This window comes from Sulfitobacter sp. 1A12056 (assembly GCF_043558125.1).
Lineage (GTDB): Bacteria > Pseudomonadota > Alphaproteobacteria > Rhodobacterales > Rhodobacteraceae > Sulfitobacter > Sulfitobacter faviae.
Window position 1 is genome coordinate 209,878 of record NZ_JBIFFY010000005.1, and the last position, 19,747, is coordinate 229,624.

General features: G+C 60.0%; 22 protein-coding genes and 1 pseudogene. 10 read left to right on the forward strand and 13 right to left on the reverse strand.

Annotated elements, in window-relative coordinates; genetic code table 11:
• Positions 1-178: 178 nt before the first annotated feature.
• From ACGYLD_RS11995 to ACGYLD_RS12005, 3 genes are read right to left on the reverse strand one after another with little or no spacing between them, the layout of a single operon-like run.
• The gene (locus ACGYLD_RS11995) at positions 179-325 is read right to left on the reverse strand and encodes a hypothetical protein (RefSeq protein WP_156505615.1); all 147 of its coding nucleotides are present in this window, start codon (positions 323-325) and stop codon (positions 179-181) included.
• Positions 326-342: 17 nt separating this feature from the next.
• Positions 343-1,530 carry a zinc-dependent alcohol dehydrogenase gene (locus ACGYLD_RS12000; protein ID WP_394402674.1) on the reverse strand — a complete coding sequence of 396 codons (1,188 nt, stop codon included), beginning with the start codon at positions 1,528-1,530 and terminating at the stop codon, positions 343-345.
• A gap of 10 nt (positions 1,531-1,540) precedes the next feature.
• Positions 1,541-2,236, reverse strand: coding sequence for an SRPBCC family protein (locus tag ACGYLD_RS12005; protein WP_271692132.1), 696 nt, complete (start codon positions 2,234-2,236; stop codon positions 1,541-1,543).
• 206 nt (positions 2,237-2,442) lie between these two features.
• Here ACGYLD_RS12005 and ACGYLD_RS12010 point away from each other — a divergent pair, with 206 nt between their 5' ends.
• Positions 2,443-3,198, forward strand: a complete 756-nt coding sequence (locus ACGYLD_RS12010; protein ID WP_276155509.1) for a transporter substrate-binding domain-containing protein — start codon at positions 2,443-2,445, stop codon at positions 3,196-3,198.
• On the forward strand, positions 3,195-4,211 hold the full coding sequence (locus ACGYLD_RS12015; protein ID WP_394402677.1) for a cation transporter: 1,017 nt from the start codon (positions 3,195-3,197) through the stop codon (positions 4,209-4,211). The genes ACGYLD_RS12010 and ACGYLD_RS12015 overlap by 4 nt, the downstream gene beginning before the upstream one ends.
• 98 nt (positions 4,212-4,309) lie before the next feature.
• On the opposite strand, the gene ACGYLD_RS12020 is transcribed toward ACGYLD_RS12015, so the two are convergent.
• Positions 4,310-5,164, reverse strand: a complete 855-nt coding sequence (locus ACGYLD_RS12020) for an SDR family oxidoreductase (RefSeq protein ID WP_271692136.1) — start codon at positions 5,162-5,164, stop codon at positions 4,310-4,312.
• Between the two features lie 269 nt (positions 5,165-5,433).
• Between ACGYLD_RS12020 and ACGYLD_RS12025 the strand changes: the two genes are divergently transcribed.
• On the forward strand, positions 5,434-5,658 hold the full coding sequence (locus tag ACGYLD_RS12025) for a hypothetical protein (protein WP_276153920.1): 225 nt from the start codon (positions 5,434-5,436) through the stop codon (positions 5,656-5,658).
• A gap of 21 nt (positions 5,659-5,679) precedes the next feature.
• Here the strand turns inward: ACGYLD_RS12025 and ACGYLD_RS12030 are convergent, their stop codons facing one another.
• Complete coding sequence (locus tag ACGYLD_RS12030) at positions 5,680-6,093, reverse strand: hypothetical protein (protein WP_271692138.1); 414 nt, start codon at positions 6,091-6,093, stop codon at positions 5,680-5,682.
• A gap of 580 nt (positions 6,094-6,673) precedes the next feature.
• Positions 6,674-7,576: a DUF305 domain-containing protein gene (locus ACGYLD_RS12035; protein ID WP_276153919.1), complete on the reverse strand. Its 903-nt coding sequence runs from the start codon at positions 7,574-7,576 to the stop codon at positions 6,674-6,676.
• Positions 7,577-7,797: 221 nt separating this feature from the next.
• Here ACGYLD_RS12035 and ACGYLD_RS12040 point away from each other — a divergent pair, with 221 nt between their 5' ends.
• The 6 genes from ACGYLD_RS12040 to ACGYLD_RS12065 all read left to right on the forward strand — a co-directional run bounded on the left by ACGYLD_RS12040 (position 7,798) and on the right by ACGYLD_RS12065 (position 11,757).
• Complete coding sequence (locus tag ACGYLD_RS12040) at positions 7,798-8,049, forward strand: metal-sensitive transcriptional regulator (RefSeq protein WP_271693847.1); 252 nt, start codon at positions 7,798-7,800, stop codon at positions 8,047-8,049.
• Between the two features lie 756 nt (positions 8,050-8,805).
• Entirely contained in the window at positions 8,806-9,777 is a 972-nt protein-coding gene (locus ACGYLD_RS12045) for a hypothetical protein (protein ID WP_271692140.1), read from the forward strand.
• A 34-nt stretch (positions 9,778-9,811) separates the two neighbouring features.
• Complete coding sequence (locus ACGYLD_RS12050) at positions 9,812-9,958, forward strand: hypothetical protein (protein WP_271692141.1); 147 nt, start codon at positions 9,812-9,814, stop codon at positions 9,956-9,958.
• Positions 9,959-10,547: 589 nt separating this feature from the next.
• Entirely contained in the window at positions 10,548-10,853 is a 306-nt protein-coding gene (locus ACGYLD_RS12055; protein ID WP_276153918.1) for a hypothetical protein, read from the forward strand.
• Between the two features lie 14 nt (positions 10,854-10,867).
• Positions 10,868-11,248, forward strand: a complete 381-nt coding sequence (locus ACGYLD_RS12060) for an MFS transporter (RefSeq protein ID WP_271692143.1) — start codon at positions 10,868-10,870, stop codon at positions 11,246-11,248.
• A gap of 2 nt (positions 11,249-11,250) precedes the next feature.
• Complete coding sequence (locus ACGYLD_RS12065; RefSeq protein WP_271693848.1) at positions 11,251-11,757, forward strand: MFS transporter; 507 nt, start codon at positions 11,251-11,253, stop codon at positions 11,755-11,757.
• A 209-nt stretch (positions 11,758-11,966) separates the two neighbouring features.
• Here ACGYLD_RS12065 and ACGYLD_RS12070 read toward each other — a convergent pair whose 3' ends face one another.
• The 6 genes from ACGYLD_RS12070 to ACGYLD_RS12095 are packed head-to-tail and all read right to left on the reverse strand — an operon-like array spanning position 11,967 to position 16,852.
• Complete coding sequence (locus ACGYLD_RS12070) at positions 11,967-12,281, reverse strand: antibiotic biosynthesis monooxygenase (RefSeq protein ID WP_333909701.1); 315 nt, start codon at positions 12,279-12,281, stop codon at positions 11,967-11,969.
• A gap of 22 nt (positions 12,282-12,303) precedes the next feature.
• Entirely contained in the window at positions 12,304-13,011 is a 708-nt protein-coding gene (locus ACGYLD_RS12075) for a ChaN family lipoprotein (protein ID WP_271692145.1), read from the reverse strand.
• Positions 13,012-13,064: 53 nt separating this feature from the next.
• Positions 13,065-13,847 (reverse strand): heme ABC transporter ATP-binding protein, encoded by a 783-nt coding sequence (locus tag ACGYLD_RS12080; RefSeq protein ID WP_271692146.1) that lies wholly within the window; start codon positions 13,845-13,847, stop codon positions 13,065-13,067.
• Positions 13,844-14,911, reverse strand: a complete 1,068-nt coding sequence (locus ACGYLD_RS12085) for a FecCD family ABC transporter permease (protein WP_394402681.1) — start codon at positions 14,909-14,911, stop codon at positions 13,844-13,846. The genes ACGYLD_RS12080 and ACGYLD_RS12085 overlap by 4 nt, the downstream gene beginning before the upstream one ends.
• 4 nt (positions 14,912-14,915) lie before the next feature.
• The gene (locus ACGYLD_RS12090) at positions 14,916-15,803 is read right to left on the reverse strand and encodes a hemin ABC transporter substrate-binding protein (protein WP_271692148.1); all 888 of its coding nucleotides are present in this window, start codon (positions 15,801-15,803) and stop codon (positions 14,916-14,918) included.
• On the reverse strand, positions 15,800-16,852 hold the full coding sequence (locus ACGYLD_RS12095; RefSeq protein WP_271692149.1) for a hemin-degrading factor: 1,053 nt from the start codon (positions 16,850-16,852) through the stop codon (positions 15,800-15,802). The genes ACGYLD_RS12090 and ACGYLD_RS12095 overlap by 4 nt, the downstream gene beginning before the upstream one ends.
• A 201-nt stretch (positions 16,853-17,053) precedes the next feature.
• On the opposite strand from ACGYLD_RS12095, the gene ACGYLD_RS12100 reads away from it, so the two are divergent.
• A complete protein-coding gene (locus tag ACGYLD_RS12100; RefSeq protein ID WP_271692150.1) occupies positions 17,054-19,096 on the forward strand; it encodes a TonB-dependent receptor domain-containing protein in 2,043 nt (680 codons plus the stop codon).
• 302 nt (positions 19,097-19,398) lie between these two features.
• On the opposite strand, the pseudogene ACGYLD_RS12105 reads toward ACGYLD_RS12100, so the two are convergent.
• Positions 19,399-19,747: pseudogene (locus tag ACGYLD_RS12105) on the reverse strand (hypothetical protein); the annotation flags it as partial.

Genomic DNA, 19,747 nt, shown 5'->3' on the forward strand with positions numbered 1-19,747 from the left:
GGGCCCAGAAGGCATATGAGCGATAGGGTTTTGTGAAACTGTGGCATCCTTTTCTGCCTTTCTATGAAATCGGTTAATATTCGCGGGGTCTAATCTGCCCCTTCTGCGTGCGTGAGATGGCGCCCGGAAAATGCCCGGGCGATAAAAGCAGCGCGATTTTCTCGCGCTGCTTTGCCGTTCACTTCTCTTGCTTCACCACCTTTTGCGGGTTCTTTGGGTCGAACTCCTCGGGGCGGTGCGCCGCGCCCTCGTGGTCGTCCTGCGCATTGTGGCGCTCACGATGGGGCGGGCGTTTCTCTTTGGCGTGATCTGGCTCGTTCGGCATGTCACTCTCCTTTTTTGCTATGCAGCGGCCTGCATGCCGGGTTTGAGGACCACTTTGGTCCAGTCGTTCTGATCGAAGCGGAAGTTGTGATAGCCCTTGGCGGCCTGCTCCAGCGGCAGGCGGTGGCTGATCATAAAGCGGGTGTCGATCTCGCCCTCGGCGATGCGGTGCAACAGCTCCTTGGTGTAGCGCTGCACATGGGTCTGGCCGGTGCGGATTTGCAGACCTTTCTCCATCATCGCGCCCAAGGGGAACTTGTCGAGGAAGCCGCCATAGACACCGGGGACCGAGACGCGACCGCCCTTGCGGCAAGCCATGATCGCTTCACGCAGCACATGGCCTCCGTCAGCACCGACGCCGACCACCTGTTTGACGTTGTCCATCATCGTATCGGGCGCGAAACCGTGGCTTTCCATGCCGACCGCATCAATCACCGCATCGGGGCCGTGACCGCCCGACATCTCCATCAGCGCCTCCAGCACATGGGTCTGGGTGTAGTCGATGACCTTGGCCCCCATCTGCCGCGCGAGGTTCAGCCGGTTCGGGTAGTGGTCGATCGCGATGACCTGTGCGGCACCCATCTTGAGCGCGCTTTGCACGGCGAAAAGCCCCACCGGGCCGCAGCCCCAAACGGCGACGGTGTCGCCCTCTTCGATGTCGGCGTTTTCGGCGGCCATCCAGCCGGTCGGGAGAATATCCGACAGGAATAGCACATCGTCATCGTCGAACCCTTCGGGAATGACTATCGGGCCCACGTCAGAGAAGGGCACCCGCACATATTCTGCCTGTCCGCCGGGATAGCCGCCGGTCAGATGAGAATAGCCAAACAACCCGCCGACCGCGTGGCCGAATTGCTTTTCGGTCAAATCCTGTTTGTCCGCCGGGTTGGAGTTGTCGCAGGCCGAATACTGGGTCTTTTTGCAGTGAAAGCAGGAGCCACAGGAAATGGTGAAAGGCACCACCACCCGCTGGTCTTTCTTGAGGGTGCTCTTGGGTCCGGTCTCGACCACCCGGCCCATGAACTCATGGCCCAGAATATCGCCCGCCATGACGCCGGGGATCACGCCATCATAAAGGTGCAGGTCAGAGCCACAGATCGCGGTCGAGGTGACCTCGATAATGGCGTCGCGGGGGTTGACGATTTCCGGGTCCGGGACCGTATCGACCCGCACGTCGTGCTTGCCTTGCCATGTCAATGCGCGCATGTCTCTCTCCTCACTTGTCCGATTTGCGATTGGCGGAGGTGGCGATCTCGCCGGTCTCCATCAGCATTTTGAACCGCTTCAAATCCCGCCGCCCCTGAAGCGCGGGTTCGGTCTGAAACAGCTTGGCGATCCAGCGCCCCAACTCCCCGGCGGGCGGGTTATAGGCGATGATCGCCTCCACCTCGGTGCCCCGGTCGCCCGGCGCGTCGCGGAACGAGACTTTGCCCTCGGTATCGATCTGCGAACCGTCGAGGGCGCGCCACGCGATCTCTTTTCCCGGTTTGTCACTGACCACCTCGGTCTCGACCCGCAGGTCTGTCCCCGCCGGGCCTGCGATCATCCAACGGAACTGACCCTTCGCGGCGTCGATCGGCTCGACCGCCTTCACGTTCTCCATGAACTCTGAGAGCTTTGTGAAGTCGCGCCAGTGGCGGTAGAGTTCGTCACGCGGGCGATCGATCGTCACCGTGCGTCCGACGACGGCATAATCGCCGAAACGCGCCTGTTTTGCGCTGCGTCCGGGCGCGGAATCTGCTGGCCGATGGCTCAGCCCGTCACGATCCCGCCGCGCGGCGTAGAGCGCATAGGCAGAGGCCCCAGCAAGCGCGCCGACGCCGAGCCCCCAGAACAGCGAGCTTTGCCGCTCTGTCAGCGCGTCCCGCGCGCCTTCGGCGGCGCTGCGCTGATCGTAAGGATAAGATGTCATCAAGAAACCTCCTGTTGCTAAGTATGGCAGACCGAGTGTTTCAACTGGAACGCGAGGATCGCGGCAGGTGTTCCGAAGAAGTGGCTCCAAAGCGCGGCTCCGGCGGAAATCAACCCATCGTGTGCAGCGGTCGCGCTGCCCCTAACAGGAACTTTTCGGGAAACCGCCCGTTGATCCCCTGCGATCCGGCCCAAAGGAATAATGTAATGACGCCCCGCGAAACTACGCCGCATGGTGCCAAAGGCGTGGACAATTCAATTGTTTTGAAAGTTTTGATCCCCCTCGCTGCCCTAAGCCTGCTCGCCGCTTGCGACGACCTGCGGTTCCCTCGGGATGTGGAAGACACCCTCAAAACCGTTCTCTCAGACCAGAAAATGGCCGTTGCGGTATCGGAAAACCCACCATGGGTCGTGCTGGCAGACGGCCAGCCGCCACAGGGGGTCGAAGCCGATCTGACCCGCGCCTTTGCCGAAGCCTTGGGGGTGGCCATCGAGTGGAAGCACCTCGGCGCCTTCGCAGCGTTGGAGGGGTTGGAAAAGGGCGACATCGACCTTGCCATCGGGGGTTTCACCCGCAAGGACGTGACCCCGGTAAAAGGTGCCGCGCCGAGTTACGCCTATTTCGAGGAGTCCTTCGTCATCGGCAGCCGGGGGCCAGACGCCCTGCCCCATGACATCGAAGGCCAACGCGTTTTCGTACCGCCCCACCTGCCCCTTGCCGCGCTGGTTGAAAAGGAAGGCGGCATTCCGGTGGATCAATGGGCGGAAGGTCTCAACCTCGCCGCCGTCCCCCATTGGCAACTTGATGAGAAAGACCTTACCGCCACCGAAACCACGCTACAGCGGGCGCAGCATGTCGTTGCCGTGCAGCAGGGCGAGAACGCTTGGCTGATGGAGATCGAAGGCTTTCTTCGAGATGAGGCCGGAACCATCGGGGCGCGTTTGCGCGCATCCGCCCCATGACCCGCTCCATCCGCGCCATGCCCGAAGCGCAGAAAAAGGCGCTGCACCGCGCGCGTTGGCTTGAGGTCATTTGGATCGCGGTCTTGGGGTCGATCGTGGCAGCGATCTATTTTGCAGTGGGCAGCAGCCAAGCGATGAAAACCGCTTGGATCGAAGACCTGCTCAGCTTCGTGCCGCCCATTGCCTTTCTGGTTGGCTCGTGGATCGAAGGATGGAAGCCCAACCGCCGTTTCCCACTGGGCTATATCCGCGTCACATCAATCGCTTATCTGATCAGCGCCGTGTCGCTCGGCGGGGTCGGAATTTTTCTTATCGTCGACTCTTCCATCGCACTGTTCAAGCAGGAGCACCCCACCATCGGCAGTGTCGAGCTTTTCGGCACCACCATTTGGTTCGGCTGGGTGATGATCGCGGCGCTGGCCTATAGCGTCGTGATGCCGGTCATTTTCGGCCACTTGAAAATGAAGCCCGCCAAGATCCTCCATGACAAAACGCTCTATGCCGATGCCATGATGAACAAGGCGGATTGGATGACAGGGCTTGCCGGGATCGTGGGCATCCTTGGGATCGGGATGGGCTGGTGGTGGGCCGATGCGGTCGCGGCCATCGTGATCGCCTTGGACGTGCTGCACGACGGTTTCAAACACACCGGCGCGGCGATCCGGGACCTCAGCGATGAGATGCCGCGCACGATAGAGGATAAAGAGTTCGACCCGCTGATCGAAGAGGTGCAGAATACTTTCAACGCGCTGCCATGGGTCCGCGAAAGCCGCCTGCGCCTGCGCGAAGAAGGGCGCTTTCTGACCGGCACGATCTATGTCGTAGCGCATGAAAACGGCGGCACGCCCGAGAGGGTCGAGGCGGCGGAGGCCGAACTGCTCGACCTGCATTGGCGCATTCACGACATCTCGATCATGCCACGGACCGAGATTGCGGAGTCGGTCACGATTGAAGGGGCGGATGACGGCACTCTGCCGCTGCGGTCCGGCGCCCGGCGGCGTCCGGTGGGGTGACCGGGGGCGCATCGCGTCCAATTTAAAACTGACCTACAGCCACGCCCCCGCATCGACTTTGCCCCGCGCCATCGCACGCGGGGCAACATTCATCTGGCTTATCCGCCGACCAACGTGCCGCCGTTCGGGTGCAACACCTGCCCGCTCATATAAGACGAATCCTCGCAGGCGAGGAACAGCAGCGACGGGGCCACCTCATTCGGCTGACCGGGGCGGCCAAGGGGGGTGTTTTCGCCGAATTCCTCGACCTTATCCGCCGGGAAGGAGGCCGGGATCAGCGGCGTCCAGATCGGCCCCGGGGCCACGCCGTTGACCAAAATACCCTTGGGCGCCAGCTTGCTCGCCATGGCCCGCAGGAAGGACAGGATCGCCCCTTTAGTCGACGCATAGTCAAGCAGTAGGTCCTGACCCTTATAGGCGGTGATCGAGGTGACACAGATGATCCGCGCGCCCTTTTTCAGATGCGGCAGCGTTGCCTGCGTCATCAGGATCATGCCGATGATATTGGTGCGGAACGTGCGTTCGATCTGCGCTTCTTCAATGTCTTCGAGGCTTTCCTGCGCGTGCTGTTCGCCCGCATCATTGACGAGAATGTCAATCTTGCCAAAGCTCTCCATCGTGCGGCTTACGGCATCTTTGCAAAAGGCTTTCTCACCGACATCGCCCTCCAGCAACAGCGCCCGACGGCCCTCGGCCTCGACCAAACGCTTGGTCTCTTCCGCGTCGCGGCTTTCGTTGCGGTAGACGATGGCGACATCCGCCCCCTCACGCGCATAGAGCAGCGCCGTGGCGCGGCCGATCCCGCTGTCGCCCCCGGTGATCAGCGCCACCTTATCCTTGAGCCGGTCGGAACCGGGGTAGCGCGGGGTATAATCGGGCGCGGGGTCCATCTTATGCTCCCGCCCGGGCTGGCTCTGCGGGCTGTCGAGGGCATCAAAATTCTGATCTGTCATGGTGCATTCCTATCTGTTGTGGCCCCACGCGGGCGGGGCGTTCAAAAAACTAGGGTTACAAAGGGGCAATGATCGCTTTGCCGGTCTGGTTTCAGCGCGGCAGCGGGATGAGAGAAATTTCGCGCATCACGGGTGTTGCGCTCAGGGGCCGGTCGCCTTTCCGCGTCGCCCCTTCCAGCGGTGGCAAGCCCCCGCCAATCAAAGGCGGGCCAAGGAACCAAGCATCAGCCCCATGGTTTTTCAGGTAACCTTGAGAAGGAGTATACCCCATGCGAATGAGCGCATTGCTGATCTTCGGCGCCGGTGCCGCGAGCCTCGCCTATCTGATGAACCGCCAGTCCCGCGCCCAAAGGGCGGTGGCATATGACCACGCGCGAGACCACGTCCGCGTCGCGGGCCCGCGCGAGATGATCGACCCACCCCGCAAATGGAATATCGTGGATGAGGCGGTCGACGAATCCTTCCCCGCCAGCGATCCGCCCGCGACCTATTGATAGCGGGCTGCGCGTGGCCGGTTAGAATACGAAGTTCCGATTCTGAGCCACCGCGCTTTCCGTCAGGTCGCCTTGCAGAAAGATCACCCCATGCGCGCCGAGGCCGACCGCAACACCGCCCTCTCGCGCCGTGATTTCAAGATCATCGAGCCCCCTGATGCCAGACAGTGAGAGCTGGATCACGTCGACGCCGGGGGCGAAGTCGGTGATGATATCGCCCGTGGCCACTTCGCCCTCGGAAAAGCCGAAAACGTCATCGCCGGTCCATCCCGTGACGGTGTCTGACCCCGCCCCGCCGACGACCGTGTCATGCCCGATGCCGCCGTTTAGCTGGTCTTGCCCCTCCCTGCCGGAAAGCTGATCGTCGCCCCGGTTGCCCAGCAGATGGTCATCCCCCTGCTGGCCGATTTTCAGCACCTCGGCGATATCGTCCACTCGCGGCGTCCCACCGGTTCCAATAGCGCAAGGTTAACATACTTTGCCCGTGTGCAAGGTCTTTTCCAAGTTCGCAGGCGAGGTACAAGGTCAGACGCTCGCCAAAAACAAAAGCACCGCAGCGGTCAGAATTGCGATCATTCCCCCGACCCGCCAATTACCTGGCTGCGGGGCGACGGCATAGGCCGAGAGCAAGAGAAACCCGCGTCAGTAGTCCTGCGCTTTCCACCGCGCCCGAGGACGCCCGCCAGACCGATACGCCAAGAAGCGCGATCACCAGCCATCCGACCCAATAGAGCCATTCCGGCGTAGCCTCGAAAACGATATGCGAAATTGCCACGAAGGGCCCGAAACACAACGGCAACCAGCAAAGAGCGGCGCAAAGCCGCAAGTTTGACCCTGCGCCAGAAGCGGCCCCGCGCTGCGAAAGTGACAGCAGCAGGAAGCCGATGATCCCGATTATGAGGCTGGCTGTCACTCTGGGCACTCCGCGTTTGGGCTCACCCTATTGGGAGGGAGCGAGATTGCGCAAGTCGTGGCCGAAGGGAGGGCACCCATCCGACCTGCCCCTTCCGACCCGTTACATCTCGCTCTTGCAGTCCAAGAATCCGCGGTAGCCAACGGTCAGTCCCCGGTCGAGGTGAAATTTTAACTCGGCTTCCGAGCGGCTCAGGTCGCCGTCCGTATCGGTCCATTCCGCCCCGGCGAGGGGGGAAACGGTCACGTCGACGCCATCGGTGGTGAAGCCCGCACCATCGGCAAGGGCGGCTTGGTCAATGCTCTCATTGGATTGCATTTCAATCAAGGTGCCCGACAATTTAATGCCCCCGGTGGTGCCCGCCATCACGAGGCTCGGATCGCCTTCGTTGGTGCGGCTGAACTGACAGGCGGCCTCAGCCCCCAGCAAGCTGTCTACATCCTCTGCGGTCAACGCCGCCGGGTCGACCGCGGCCACGTCCGCCGATAACAGAGCCTCTTCCACCGTGCCGACCTCCGCCGCACCTTCTGCTTTGCCAAGCTCGGGGTCGACCGCATCGCCTTTCTCTTCGATATCGGCGATCAGACTGCGCATCTCGGCGATTTCCTTGCGCTGTGCCGCAATGATGTCATCGGCCAGTTTGCGCACGCGTGGGTCGGAAAGCTCAGCCCGCTCAGAGGTCATGATTGCGATCGAATGGTGCGGAATCATAGCGCGCATATAGCTGGTATCGCCGACGGTAACTTGGCTGCGGACCAGCCATAGGGTGAGCGCGAAGACCACGATGGAGCCGATATAGATGGCGATGTTGATGGCTTTGCTCGAATACATCGACAACATGAAACTAAGCATGATGACCGCCATCACGGCCCCCATCAACAGCGCCATATAGGTCCGCGTTTCACTGAAGAAGACATGTTCGAACGCGTAGGTGTTGAGGTACATCAGGCCAAACATCACGATGGTGGAGGTCGCGATCATTGCGGCGAAACGCCAATAGGACATGGGTGTCTCCTTTATCAACTCTATGCGCGAAGCGGTTTGGCTCCGTGGCAATCAAGGGCCGGGGAGGCTATGATCGCCAGAGCCAATGGGGGCTTTTGGAACGCGCCGGCAGAATGCGAGTGAGGCGGCCCCAGATACCCCCATGTGGAATGTGAACCGGCGACGGTCGTCTTAGTTCCGATGGGTGGAGGCATCAGACGTGGAAGCAGAACAAGGCAGCGATCCTCGAGCGGCTGGCGCGGCTGGAAGGGCAATTGCGCGGCGTCACGCGGATGGTCGACGAGGGGCGCTATTGCGTCGACGTACTGGTGCAAACCGCCGCCGTCCGCTCGGCCCTGCGCGCCGTGGAGCGCTTGGTGATCGAAGATCACGCCAACCACTGTATGGAAGAGGCGATCCTCTCCGGCGACCGTGAGGAGCAGCGGCAGAAGTTCCGTGAGTTGGTTGCGTCGCTGGAGAAGGCGCGGGATTGAAGGGGCAGCGGTTTAGGGCTTTGCAGGCGGCGACATCAACGGAATTTTCAACTTGCCTTTGCGCTCCGGGCCAAGGTCCGCGACGGTCAAGTGGTGTTGTGGCTGAAATCCATCTGGGATCACCCCCTCAGCTTTTAGCGTTGTTTGGCGTTTGCAGGAAGGGGCCACGGCGATTGAAACCGCGGTCCTCTGGCGCCGAAAGACGACGATGTGCTGCCCGTGAAATTCGGAACGGATGGCAGGCTGTGCGTTCAGCCCCCTGAATTACAACGCAAAATGCCGACCCTTTGGGATCGGCATTCCGCAAACTCATTTTTCGACAGTTTATAAAACCGAGCGCTTCCGAAACGGCCAGGCGCGATCTGCCACCGACCTATACCTAAAGCACTGATTTAGTTGATGTCGGAAATCGTTGGCGCCAGCTGGCCTGCCACCACGGCGGGTCATTTTTTGCCACTAAAACTTTCCGCATCTACAACCGCCTTGCTCAGCGCTGAAGCCATAGGTGATTAGCGATGCCATCAGTTAATTATCATGGTCGTCGGGCGCGACGAAGACCGACGCTTCCGGCCCTATGCCGTCATTCGTCCGACAGGCCGCGTTGCGACGCAGCCTCGCCAAACCGGACATCGGTGGCATTTGGCAGAAAGATCGGGCACCTAAAGGTCAGCTCCCCGCCCAGAGCGGTCATTGCCCTTTTTCAGTAGGCCCATGATAAAGTAGCATAGTCTTTTGGCCCGCACGGGGAGTTCCGGAATGAAATTTAGTCTGTCGTTGGCTCTGATCCTGGCCGCAGGGCCTTCTCTTGCTCAAACCGTTCCGGGGCTGGCCCATCTCCGGGACACATCCGAAAACGGGCTCCCTCTGTCCGTGTCGATCTGGTATCCGTCTGAGGAAAAATCATCAGGCACTGTCGGCGGAAATCCTGTTTTCGAAGGGGTTGCAGCAGCGCCAAATGCGGAGTTCACGCAAAGCTCGCTTCCGCTGGTCATCCTATCACATGGCGGCCTGCGGTCCGCGACCGACTCGGGTGCTTGGCTCAGTTCCTCCATTGCACGGGCAGGCTTTGTTGTGGCCGAAGTCAATGCGCAGCGCCCGGACAACGCCGAAGCTGCTGTGAACGAAATCTGGCAAAGACCACAGAATATCAGCCGCGCGATTGACTTGGTGCTGGCCGATTCAACCTGGGGGCCGCGAATTGATGAAACCACGGTGTCAGTCGCAGGATTTGCACTTGGCGCGACCGCTGCCCTGTCCGTCGGCGGAGCGGAGCTGGATGTCACCGGCTACCTTCACTCTTGCGCGCCGGAAAGAGAGCAGCCCGGACCGGATTGCGGGTGGTTTGCTGCCCAAGGTGTCGACATGTCGGCCACCAATCCGGACGGCCTTGCCGGGATGGCGCGGGACCCCCGTGTGACTTCGGTCATAGCGATAAACCCGGAATACTCGGAAGACTTGGGCTCAACGCCGGCGGATGTTCGGGCGCTATCGATTTCCCTTGGCGAGCTCGCGCGCACATTGGCTGATGGTCAGCCGGCTCCGTCCCTTGTCATGCCCCAAGCGTCGGCATTCGATGGCTTCGCCGCTTGCACGGTCGCCGGACCGAAGATCCTGATGGAGGAAGAAGGTGATGCATCGATCTGTGGTGGTTCTTTGGACGCACGCCGGGCGATCCACAAGGATGTTTCTGACGCAATCATATCGTTCCTGAATGGAGGCCCCGTATAAGCTGAGGCTGACCGTCAAACCGGCCGTTGACCGTATGACCAAGCGCGGCGTTGCGGCGTTCTCCGAAGCGGACATTGGCATTGAAGCGCAGCATTTTGACGGAGCTGATGACTGCAATGCGGACTTACCGGCGAGAGCTGAGCCTGTTAACCAAAAGGAAACTGAAGCTCGCTGGAACTGAGCATACGAGATGGAAAACCTTAGTTTCCCCTTATTATTCTAGCCGAGACAAAACCAATCAACCCAAACAATCCGAAGGTGAACAGCATCCGAACCCATTGAAAGGTTTCCGGCACTCTAGGCGATATCGAGCTCGATACGACAACAACCAGTGCCCCGGACAATATGAAAAAAGCAATGGCAGAAAGATATTTTAGCAAATCGAGCCTCCAACTTATCGGCCTTGACTGCCACCCTTTCTTAACTTGATTGAACAAACGTTCACTAAAATGCTGAGGTAGAGCCGGTTCCCAGCGATGTCATAAAGCCGCATTTCACTTAATTTTAGAAGTTTATCGTAAAATCGTTAAACGTAAAAGCGGTTTTCGATCCGATGAACTAGCGATCCACAGTTTCAGCAGTGAGAGTTTAACACTATTGATAGTAGCGTAGAATCTATCTCGGCGGCTTTCATTTTGCGGAGGCAAGCTATGCGAATTTTTTCGCCCTTCGCTGCGTGGTGCAGCAAGGTCCGCTGAGAGGGACGAAGCTGCCATTGATTTGTTAGGCGCGCGCGTGCTTTGAGGACATGCACCTTTCCTGGAGCTACCATGACTTTCTCTGCGTCCGAACGGAACAACGCTGTCCCGAAACGCCTACCTGTGCCCGTCACTGTCTGGATGCTGGGTTTCGTGAGCCTGCTGATGGACGTCTCCTCGGAGATGATCAATGCGCTGCTCCCGCTCTATCTTGCCGGTGGTCTGGGCGCGTCGGCTCTGGCGATCGGCTTCATAGAGGGCTTGTCTGTGGCGGTCGCCACACTGTCCAAGTTCCTCTCCGGCGTGCTGGCCGATGTCAGCAGACGTGCGAAGCCGTTGGCGGTTCTGGGCTATGGACTGGAGCGCTGTCCCGCCTGATCTTTCCCTGGGCGATGAGCCTGGACCAGATCGTTCTGGCGAAGGCCATGGATCGGGTCGGCAAGGGCATTCGGGGCACGCCGCGCGACGCATTAGTTGCCGCCGCCAGCCCGCCGGAGATCCGCGGCGCGAGCTTCGGGTTGCGGAAGTCGCTCGATGCCCTCGGCGGCTTCCTGGGGTCGCTCGTCGCGGTCGCGGGCATGATCGCATTCGCAGGCGACATTCAGTCAGTTTTCTGGATTGCCGTTCTCCCCGCGGCGCTCTGCATGATTGTGCTGGTCTTCCTTGTGAAGGAGCCAGCACAAACCCATCCAATGAAGCGCGGTGACTTCCGGATTGCCGATGCCTCCGGCTCAATCGTGCAGTCTGGGGTGCAATCGGACTGGCCTCTGTGATCATGCTGGCGCGGTTCAGCGAGGCTTTCGTGCTGCTGAAGGCCCTCGAGGCCGGTTTCTTGCCGGCCTGGGTTCCACTGTCCCTCGTTGTCATGCATGCGGCCTACAGCCTGACGGCATTTCCAGTCGGCAGGCTCTCGGACAGGCTGGGGACTTCGGGTCTGCTGATCTGGAGCCTTGGATTCCTGGTCGCGGCGCATCTGACGCTTGCTCTTGCCATGACCCCCTGGGTCTATGTTCTCGGCACCGTCTTCTGGGGTCTGCACATGGGGTTCTCGCAAGGATTGCTGGGCGCCATAATCGCTGCCGCGACGCCGGACCAACTGAAGGGCAGCGCATTTGGAACGTTCAATCTTGTGACCGGCCTGGTCGTGCTTCTGGGGAATACGCTTGCCGGGTGGCTCTGGCACAGCACGGGATCGGCAACACCATTTCTTGTCGGGGCGGGCATTTCAGCTGTCGCGATGATATTTATCGCTATGCGAAAACCGCGGCGTACCCGGCTCTGACCCGTTGGTATGGGTCCGCTTCGGGCTCGAAGCTGCCTTGCGGCAATGCGACATTATCCCCAAATCAGCCAGTAATGCCCCGCCAGCCCCATACGTGCTGCAAAAATACCTATCGCCTTACCCTTAACCCTCAAGAATTCTGCTGGTGACTAAATAGACACGCCAATTCATCCAGCCGAGTTCTGCACCATTGTTGCAACCTGTCAGCATTACAGCGGTTGCAACGCTTCGATCTTTTGAAGCGCGGTAAAACCCTCAAACTGGGGTGGACCTTCAAACAGCTTGGGCCCCTGCCCGGCGCGGGCGTGCGCGTTCCGGAATTGCGCGCTGGTGGTCCATGCCCGAAAATGCTCCAAACCTTCCCACATGGTATGTGAGGCGTATAGAATAGAGTCGTCAACCTCAGGTCCCTTTAGCATGTGGAACGACAGGAAACCGTCTATTTCTTGCAGATTGCTCTCACGGGAAAGCCAAAGGTCCTCGAATTCGGCGGCATTCTTCAAAAGCACAGTGAAACGGTTCATAGCTAAATACAAATGGGACTCCTTATTCAGTTCTAAGTGACTGACAGGGATCGTCGCGATCTACGGTCGGAACGATACGGATCTCGTCGAAAGGAACGTCGGTATCACCCTCAACGAAACCGATAGCATGGGTCGTGACCCCGGGCGCGGCTCGCGCGATCATTGCAGGAACGCCCCAATCGATACGAGCGTGGCCGTTGCCTGCGATCACGGCAACGGGAGGGCCGTAGGTTTCGAGCGCGGAAAGCGCCGCGCGCGCGAAAGCCGCATCGCGAAAGCGCTGCGCTGTGACCATACCCTCCATCATCTCGAACGGCATGGCCTCGCAATGCGCTTCAAACTGCAGCTTCATGCGGTGCTTCTTTTCCGGCTCAGGCAACGCCTCGTGCAGACCATATCGGGTCGCCTCTGGGCCGAAATGCGCCTCTGCGCCGTTGGTATAAACCGCGCGCAACGTCGCGCGGGGCACTGCGGCACCGATGATACGCGCCTTGCCGAGCGCCTCGAAAATCGGCGCATAGATTGGAAAGTCGCGCCAGCCACTTTCCTCCCAGGCACTGGAAATCTGGCTGCGGTCAGCGTCAGCGCGGGCGGCCTGGGCTTCGGTCAACATCTCGAAGACCACGGCGCTCGGTCGCAAGTCTCTGAGTGCCTCAGCCTGCCCTAAATGAGCCTGCGCATTGTCGTGAACCTCCCCCAATATCACGATATCGGGCGTGGCACGGGACATGCTTGGCAAAACGAGAGCAAAAAGCAGAACGACTAGTCGCATAAGGGGGCCTTTCAAGCCGATGCCGCGTGGGGCAAAATATAGGGTAAGCCGGTTGCCGGTGGGGTGGAGACTCTCAGGCTGCACCCGTAGGCGGCTGACAGGGTCTGATCCGTGAGAACCGCGCCCGGTGCGCCGCAGGCGAGGCGAGAACCGTTCGACAGCATCACCACCTGATCGGCAAAAAGCGCAGTGAGGTTCAGATCGTGCATGACAGCGATCACGCCGCCCCCGGCGCGTGCGAAATCTTGGGCAATTTCCATCACCTGCAATTGATGCGCGATGTCGAGGCTCGACACCGGCTCATCCAGCAGGAGCCAACGTGGCTGCCCTTCGGCAACGGGTAGCCAAACCTGCGCAAGAACCCGCGCCAGCATGACCCGCTGCGCTTCACCGCCAGACAGTTCATGAAAACTGCGGTCTGCGTAATGCGACAGACCCACGCGCGCCAAGGCACGCATCGGAACGTCATCGCGCGCGCCTGCGATCCCCGATTGCAGCCCCAGCCGAACGACTTCGAGCACGGTGAAGGTAAAGGCCAACGTTGAGGCTTGTGGTAGGACAGCGCGTTGCGCGGCCAGTTCCCATGGTTTCAGCGTGGCAATATCGCGTCCGTTCAGGCGCACGTTGCCCGAATAGGGCAGTGTGGACGTGATCGCGCCTAGCAGGGTGGACTTGCCCGAACCGTTTGGGCCCACGATCGCGGTGATCTCTCCGGGCTGTGCGTCGAGACTTACACCTCGCAGGGCAATCCGCGAACCGTAGGAGACCTCTATGTTTTCGGCAATCAGGCTCATTGCGTTACCAACCCCCGTCGCTTCAGCAGTATCCACAGAAAAGCAGGCGCCCCCAGCACCGCGGTCACGATGCCAATAGGCAATTCGGCTGGCGCGATAACCACCCGGGCGATGACATCGGCACAGATGAGCAGGATTGCCCCCAAGAGCGCCGCGTTGACCAGCAAGGTTCGGTGATCGGGCCCCGAGGCCAGACGCAGCAGATGCGGCACCACAATGCCGATAAAGCCAATCCCCCCTGAGACAGCCACCGCCGCGCCGGTGGCACCAGCGACGGCCAGAATTGCGATTGATTTCAACCGCTGCACATCAATGCCGATGTGGGCCGCCGTTGCCTCTCCTAATGCCAAGCCGTTGAGACCCCGCCCCAACGTCAGCGCCGCACCGAGTGACAGCAAGATGAGTGGCCCAGCAGGGAGCACCTTGGCCCAGCTGGCCCCGGCAAGCGAGCCCAATCCCCAGAAGGACAGGTCGCGCAATTGCTGGTCATCTGCCATGTAGACAAGAATACCCGACAATGCACCGGCCAGCGCGCCAAGGGCGATGCCTGCCAAGAGCATGGTCGCCACCGAAGTTTGACCATGCTGCGTTGCCACCCGGTACAGCAGCAGCGTTGAGCCCCAACCGCCCAGAAAGGCGGCGAAAGGCACAAGCTGGTTGCCGGTCTGGTCAATGACCCAGCCCGGCAGCAACGCGCCAAGAACGATCGCAAGGATCGCGCCCAGCCCGGCGCCGGCGCCTACGCCGACGATCCCCGGATCGGCCAGCGGATTGCGGAACAGCCCCTGCATCGCCGCTCCCGAGACTGCCAACGCAGCCCCGACCATAAGCCCCATCGCCAAGCGCGGAAGGCGGATGTCGAACAGAACCACCGCCTCCAACTGCGAGAGCCCCTCGTTACGGACGAGATGGCCCAGCACGGCCGTAAGGCTGACGTCGGTTGGCCCCACCTGAAGACTTAGAACGCTAACCAACGCGAGAGCCAGCACGAGCGCGAGTTGCAGTTTGCGGGCGCGGTGCAGCCGGTCTGCCGGAACAGTAAAGGTTTCCGATGTCGATACCACGGCTTCAGTTCCCGCCGCCGTACAGCGCTGCGTTCAAGCTGTTGACAGCCTCGGCTGTACGCGGACCGAACCCCAGCATAAGCAAGCCGTTCATCCGCACGACCGACCGGCTTTGTGCCGCCGGGGTTATCCGGATTGCGGGCATGTTGAACAACTCATCATCTGCCACGCCATGGTCGCCGCCGCCGTCCATCATCAGAATTACATCGGGCGCAGCCTGTCCCACCGCCTCGTCGGAAACCTGTTTGTAGCCCTCGAAATCACCTATCGCGTTCACCCCACCAGCCATCCGGATGAGTGCATCGGCGGCCGTGCCGGTGCCAGAAGCGTTGATCCGGCCCCCCTGCGTCGACAGTACGAAAAGGACGCGCTTCTTTTCGCCCTCCGGGCGCGCGGCATCGGCCATCGCGGTTGATAGCGCGGCGCTGACCTCGGCCGAAAGTCTGGCCGCCTTGTCCGGCACATCAAGCGCTGCGCCGATCACCTCGATTTTTTGCAGAATCCCATCGGGGCTCAGCGCATCTGGCACCTCGACGAAGGCGACATCGGCGGCGCGGATCACGTCAAGCGCCTCGGGCGGGCCAGCGCCCTCTTCCGATAGGATCAGCGCCGGATCGACCGAGAGGACGCCTTCGGGCGACAACGCGCGCATGTAGCCTACGTCCGGCAATTGGGCAACTGCGGGCGGATAGGTAGAGGTCGTGTCGCGTGCCTTCAACCGGTGCTGCTCTCCGAGTGCAACGACGATCTCAGTCACTGAGCCACCGATCGACAGCACGTCGGCATCGACGTTTCCTGAAGCCGCATTTTGCTCTGCGCTGGCGGAAAGCGCAAAGGCAGCGGCACCGATGGCAACCAACCCGCCTGCCCCCTTGAATATACGACGGATCATGCGGGCACCTCCGCGCAGGACGGCAAACCGGAAACGATGTTAGCCCAAACAGGGCGCGAGTCGCGTCCCTCCTTGCCGACCCCGAAGACCTGAAAGATGATCCCGCCCTCGGCGTCGAAAGCCTCGACCGAAATCGCAGCCCCGCGCCGCGTCGGCTTTTCGACGGCCCAGACCTCGGCGACCTTGTCGAGCCTGAGGTGCAGGTTGAAACCCGGGTCCATCACGTTCTGCCAAGGCCCCATGGGGCGCAATTCGTGAATCGGCCCTGTGTGAATCTGGATGCAGCCGCGGTTGCCGACAAAGATCATTACCTCGATACCCGCCTCGCGCACGGCCCTCAACATCGTGTCAGCGGCCTTCGGGTCCAAGCGACGCACCCAAGGCGCACCGGCGATCCGATAGGCGCCAAGCCGGTTCATTTTGAGCTTCGAACACAGGGTCAGAAACTGGTGGGTATCCGTCAGCTTGGCCCATTCCGCGCAGAGAACGTCACGCTTGTCGGGCCGTGATTTCGGCCCCTCCACGGGTGCGCGGGGCAGCAAATGCTGACGGGCCGATTGATCCTCCAAGGCCAGTTCGGCGACCAGTTCGGCCCAGGCACAGTGCCGCGAGCCCGGACGCAGATGGATCTTGTGAACCGCGTCGCCCGCTGCGTCAAAGATTTGGAAGGACCGGCGCGGCCCCTCGTCGGTCTCGATCTCGACGGCGAAGGCATGACACCAATGAGAGGGGAAGATGCGCAGATCAATATTTTCGGTCAGCGTCATCGCGGCATGAGCACCGGGGTGATAGTCGCCGTACTCCCCGATCTTTTCGTGGACGCAGGCCGCCACCCGGGTCAATGCCATAACCTCACCTAGTTTTTCCGCGGCGGGAATTAGGCGATCGGGATGTGCCGCAATGCGCGTAGCGCCCTGCCCCGCGGCGGCGGCCACGAGGCGCGCTTCTGGAATTCCCAGAGCCTCTGCCGCGTCGCGGGCGCGCAGCTTTGGGTTGTCAGACTGGAAACGTCGAATCCTGGCCGGACTAATCGCGTCTTGATGGGTCATTAGTATCCTCGGATGCTCTCAAGTGATGGGTTGGCTGCGTCCGGAAGGATACGGTGCGTAGCAAGATCATTAATCTTGACTAATTTAGTCGGTTAATATTAATTGAGCAAGGCGCCGCGATACATCGCGGCAAAAATTCCCCAACATACGCCCCGCCAGCCTTTGCCAGCCGTGGTCTGACACCGTTAAAGGATGGCACAAATGCCAAGAACACTTCTGCGCGGAACAACTGCGCTTGTCTGCTTATCTCTTGCCGCTCCATTGGCAGCGCAAGACTCCGATCCCGGCTTCCTCGGCACGCTGGTTTTAACGCCGGGTAAGCGGGACCTCACTTTTGGAACCGCCTTGTCACGTACGGTAGTGGGGGAAGAGGAGATCAAAGACCGGCAAGCCAGTACGGTGGCCCAACTCATCGATTCAGTACCGAGCGTCACGCTCGTTAACGGTACGACGCCACAAGGGTCGGGGATCAACATTCGCGGTTTCGGCGCAAATACGACCTACGGAACCGATCAGAAGATTGCCGTGCAGATTGACGGCGCCTCGGTCGGTTCGGAAGAGCTCTACCGGATTGGCACACAATTGTTCACCGACCCCTTTCTCTATCGCGAGGTCGAGGTTCTGCGCGGCACGATCGGCAGTTTCGCCTACGGGTCTGGTATCATTGGCGGGGTCGTGAAGCTGGAAACCAAGGACGCCAGCGATTTTCTGGGCGGCATGCCCGGCTTCGGCGGCTCCCAAACTTTCGAGTTCGGGACCAACGGGGACAGCTGGGTCACCTCCACAAACCTCGCATGGATGCCTGCTGAAGGGGCAGAATTTCTGCTTAACTACTCTCTGCGCGATCAAAATGATCTGACCGCCGGTGACGGGAGTACCATTGGCAATAGCGCATTCCGCACCCCCTCCTATCTGGCCAAGGGTAAGTTCACATTCGGCGAGAATGACGATCAATCGGTCACTTTCAGCCATTCCAGCACTGTCGCAGATGACAAAGATGTACCCTATGATCAGTTCGACACGACTGGCGGCATGTTCGGCAACGTAGACCGGCTGACAGAGACCGAGCAGACAGTAATCGAATACCGCTTTGACCCGGCGTCCGACCTGATTGATCTGCGCGCCAACCTGTCCCATGCGGACCAGAAGATCGAATATGACTACATTCCCGGCTCATCACCGCTTGAAGGAACGCCAAGCTTTCCCTTCCTTGTAGGAACCGTGAACGCCGATCAGCGCTATGAAACGACCAAGCTAACCGTGACAAACCGAGCCCTGTTCAATACCGGGTCGGTGTCGCACGACATGCTTGCCGGGGTCGAAGCACAAAGGCGCGTTCGGGCGGATAACAGTGGCGCCGGCGCCCCCGGTGGAACCAATGATCGGGTCGCGCTTTTTGTCGTGGATGAAATGACCATGGGCCAATTTACCGTCACTCCGGCGCTGCGTTACGAGCATTCGAAAATCGACAGTGCGGTCAATCTATCACCTGCGCCCAACAGCTATGACAAAGCCGCCGTAATGGGGGGCTTGGCGTTGGCATATGACTTTGCCAACGGCCTGTCGGTCTTCGGCAGCGCGGCCTATACCGAAGGCCTGCCGATCATTGACGATCTTGGCACCAGCGCAACGGCACAGCGTCGCATCGGCATGTCCGAGAAGTCGCATACCGTCGAGCTGGGCGCAGAATTTACTGGCAATGGCATCTTTGACGGAGGCGACAGCTTTACTATTCGAGGCAACTTTTACCATACGGAACTGTCGGACATCACCAGCTATACTGTGGCCGGTTCGACCTCAACTGACCTAGATCACGTCAAATCGCGCGGCTTCGAGGTGGAAGCCTCCTATGGTATGAATAACGGGTTCTATCTGGATTTTGCGGGTCATCTGGGAGAGGGCACCGAATATAACCCGGATGGCACCTCGAACACATGGCGCAACTCACCGGCGAACCGGGCCCAATTGACCCTGGGCAAGAAATTGAACGACTTCGTCGATGTGAGTTGGGAAATTGTTCATAGCTCGGATCGACGCGACTCGACGGGCAGCAGCCTATCCGACAGCACGGTCCACAACCTGCGCGCCACATGGAAACCCCAAGCGCAGGGTTGGCTGGCTGGCACCGAAGCCCGGTTCGGAATAGAGAATGTTCTTGACGAAGACTACGTTGGGCATCTGTCGTCGCCCAGCCGGAAGGCGCCGGGTCGCACGTTCAAAGTGTCGCTTTCAAAAACTTTTTAAATGATCAGGTTCACTGTCGCCGACGGCGGCAGTGGACCCCAAAAAGAACCGTGCAGATTGTAAAACGACGGGTCATTCAGTTTCCGACAGACCACGGGTTGTGTCAGTACTTTCTGTGCAACTTAGACAAGTCAATTGCGCCCACGGACTTCGTCCACGCGATGCTGGCGCTTCTATCGCAACGTTCGCACTTATCGGTTTCGACCGTTGCTCAAGGGATCGCCTTTGCGAACGCAAGGTCGGAATATGGTCAGTATGCCCTTGGGACCGCCGTTTTTGTCAATGAACCGGTTGATTTCGGGTTAATGTAGCTGGGCTTTAAGCACGTCCGCTAGACAGTGTTCATTTATGACGGCCACAAGATTGCTCCCGGCAGCAAGAAGCGCGGTCGGATCATTGCCTTCACACAAAAGCATGGCGCTCAGATGGGCCTTCGCACCGGCATTTTTGCGCAAATGACATAGCATATCCATCATATATTTTTCTTCGCTGGTCATGAAAGCACTGCAGTTCACACAACGTGGATCTGTATAGTTAAAGGTATGCGGCCTGGCGGTGCGCATCTCGTTAGGGGGGTAATCCCCCCCGATGTTAAGGGGATGCGGAAGTAGAATTTTCTCGGCAGGATGAACGAGGAGATTCCGATGAAGA